Below are 2921 nucleotides of genomic sequence, written 5' to 3'. Positions count from 1 at the left end.
GATATGGGCAAACCAGTACGATCCTGATCAGCCAGTTGCCGGTGGAGCAATGGTACGGTGTGATGGAAAACCCTACGGCGGCCGATGCCTTCCTGGATCGGCTGATCCACAACGCCCACAGACTGGAGCTTAAGGGAGAATAATTAAGGAAAAATAGCCCGGTAGTGGAAAGCGCAGAAGAAACACGCTAAAACGATAAAAAAGTTAGGTTCTCGGATGATCGATACGATGCGAAAACGTGATCGACCTTAGATGCGAATCGATGATCGATCGCATGCGAATATGCACATAAAGGGTAATGCGTAGCAGATCGTAGCAGGGTTTTTAGCCAGTTAGCCCATAGGTGCGGCACTCCGACTCCCCGACAATATCATATCGGATGAAACGGGGCGAATGATGTTAGAAGAACTCAAACAGCAGGTGCTGGAGGCGAATCTGGCGCTGCCAGCGCATCACATGGTGATCTTTACCTAGGGAAATGTCAGTGCAGTCGATCGTCAGCAGGGGCTGATGGTCATCAAACCGTCGGGTGTGGCTTACCCGGTGATGACCGCCGAAGATATGGTGGTGGTGGAGCTGGCAACCGGGCGCGTGGTTGAAGGAAGCAAGAAGCCTTCATCGGATTCAGATACACATCGCGTGCTCTATCTGGCGTTTGATCAGATTGGTGGCATTGTGCATACGCACTCACGCCATGCGACAATTTGGGCGCAGGCGGGCAAAGATTTGCCGGCCTTTGGCACCACCCATGCCGATTACTTTTATGGCGCAATCCCTTGCACCCGTCTGATGACAGACGCGGAGATCGACGGCCACTATGAATGGGGAAACGGGGAATGTGATTGTAGAAACCTTTCATCAACGCCGGCTTTCCCCTTTGGATATCCCCGCCGTGCTTGTCAACGCACACGGCCCCTTCGCTTGGTGAAAGGATGCCGATACCGCTGTGCATAACGCGGTGGTACCGGAAGAGATCGCCTACATGGGCATATTTACCCGCCAACTGACACCGGACGTTGGCCCGATGCCGCAGCAACTTTTGGATAAGCACTACCTGCGTAAGCACGGTAAAAAAGCCTATTACGGGCAATAACCTTAAATCAACCCACCGCGTGGATAACTGACGCGGTGGGATGCAATACGATCCCACACCGGCCTGATGCGTATTAGAGCATCTTCAATTTCATTGACTGGCAGCGTAAAAGGGACGCGCAAAAAGCGTTCAAAAGCCCTTTCAATTCCAAAACGCGGTCCTGCGCCAATCCGTATCCCCAAGGTTTCTGCATTTGCTGCCAACATGGTGGAGACGGGTTGTGGCAGCTCTGCCCACCAACAGAGGCCACCGCTGGGCGTATTCAACTGCCACTCAGGAAACTGGCGGGCGATGGCGGCACCGGTCTCGTCCCGCTGCTGACGCAATCCGGCGCGGCGTGCAGGTAAAATCTGTTCTGCGTCCTGCAACAGTTCCGCACAGGCGAGCTGTTCCAATAATGGAGAACGCAAATCCACAGTATCGCGCATTTGTATCAATGCGGCGATGGTGCGGGCGCTGGCTCTAATCCAGCCGAGTCGCAGTCCGCCCCAAAAGCTTTTGCCCGCCGATCCCAGCATGATGACGTGCCCGCTGTCATCAAAGGCGGCCAGCGGCGGTGGTGGCAGCACGTCATACCACAGTTCCGACATGGTTTCATCGACCACCATTGGCGTGCGCGTGCGTGCCGCGATCTCCGCCACAATTTGGCGCGTGGGGTTGTTCATGCAGCGGCCGGTGGGGTTGTGATAATCGGTGATCAGGTAGGCGAGACGCGGAGCTGCCTGAGCAATCGTGATGCAAGGCCATCGGTATCCCACCCCTGATCGTGGAGTGCCACAGGAATCGGGCGACGGGCCGCGCCTTTTATCGCCCCAATCGCATGAGGGTAGGTGGGGTGTTCAATAATTACGCGGTCGCCCGGGCAGGTCAGCAGTCGTAGCAGCAGGGTAAAACCGCTGACCGCGCCGTTTACCACCATGATTTGATCCGCCGTAGTGGGTAGGCCGCGCGCGTTGTAGCGCTGCGCAATCGCGCTGTGCAGTCGTGGCAACCCGGCAGCGTCATAGCCGCTGTGTTCAAGGTACTCTGGCAACTGAGACAGGGCGCGGGTACAGGCATGATGGATCTCTGGAACCGCGGGCAGGGCGGCGCAGGAGAGATCGATTGCAGGCAACGGCAGACGGGCCAAATCCGGTTCAGTACGCGCGATGGGTAGCGTTGTGAGGGAGCAGGAGCACTGTCGACTGGCAAGATAACCCTCGCTGCGCAACTCGGCCAAGGCGCCGGTCACTGTGGTACGGCTGATGTGCAATATCTCCGCCACGTCGCGCCCACCCGGAAGACGGGTATCCAGCGGCAAACGTCCATCCAGGATCAGCAACCGCAGGCTATCTGCTAGCTTTCGATAAGCCGGAGTGCGTGATTCGGGTTGCTGCCAGTTACCGAGCAGACGCTGTAATGAGGCAGAGCAGATTCGCCGTGCAGCCATCGTAGACTCCCAAATGGATTAAAAAGCCACTTTCGATAAACTGGACCTTAAAATAAAGTACATTTTGCGTCAAGGTAACACAACTTCCTTGATGACGTCACCCTGTTGGTGACGAAGGGGGTCGTGTATTCAATATGTTGATTGTATTGTGAAATGTCCGGTTTTGGATGTGGAATACAGTGACTAAAGTTGATGTAGGATGCCCGTTTTGTGAACAGACATCTCCTGTGAAAAAACACGGTGATGGCAAAAGTGGAAATCAGCGTTACCGTCGTCAGTCATGCAAACACGGATGGCTACAGGGCTTACAACGACGAACTTCCAAAAGTAAGACACATTGTTAGCAAGCTGTATACACAGCGTATTGAGCGTGCACATCTGACACTGCGTAACCGATTG

The 2921-nt window shown here is 55.0% G+C and carries 2 protein-coding genes and 3 pseudogenes; 4 read left to right on the top strand and 1 reads right to left on the bottom strand.

The features are described from left to right. Both QZ506_RS09935 and araD read left to right on the top strand, forming a co-directional pair. Positions 1-143 (top strand): ATP-binding protein (locus QZ506_RS09935; protein WP_291970809.1); only part of this gene is annotated, 143 nt, incomplete at its 5' end. A 253-nt stretch (positions 144-396) separates the two neighbouring features. Further along, a pseudogene (araD, locus tag QZ506_RS09930) lies at positions 397-1093 on the top strand (L-ribulose-5-phosphate 4-epimerase). Positions 1094-1095: 2 nt separating this feature from the next. On the opposite strand, the pseudogene QZ506_RS09925 reads toward araD, so the two are convergent. Next, positions 1096-2522: pseudogene (locus tag QZ506_RS09925) on the bottom strand (PLP-dependent aminotransferase family protein). 179 nt (positions 2523-2701) lie between these two features. On the opposite strand from QZ506_RS09925, the pseudogene QZ506_RS09920 reads away from it, so the two are divergent. Then, positions 2702-2806, top strand: a pseudogene (locus tag QZ506_RS09920) (IS1 family transposase); the annotation flags it as partial. After that, positions 2766-2921 (top strand): IS1 family transposase (locus tag QZ506_RS21555; protein ID WP_367272998.1); only part of this gene is annotated, 156 nt, incomplete at its 3' end. The pseudogene QZ506_RS09920 and the gene QZ506_RS21555, both read left to right, overlap by 41 nt.

This window comes from Candidatus Symbiopectobacterium sp. (assembly GCF_020054415.1).
Taxonomy (GTDB): domain Bacteria; phylum Pseudomonadota; class Gammaproteobacteria; order Enterobacterales; family Enterobacteriaceae; genus Symbiopectobacterium.
The sequence above is the reverse complement of the archived record's forward strand: the minus strand, read 5'-3'. Positions and strand labels throughout refer to the sequence as shown.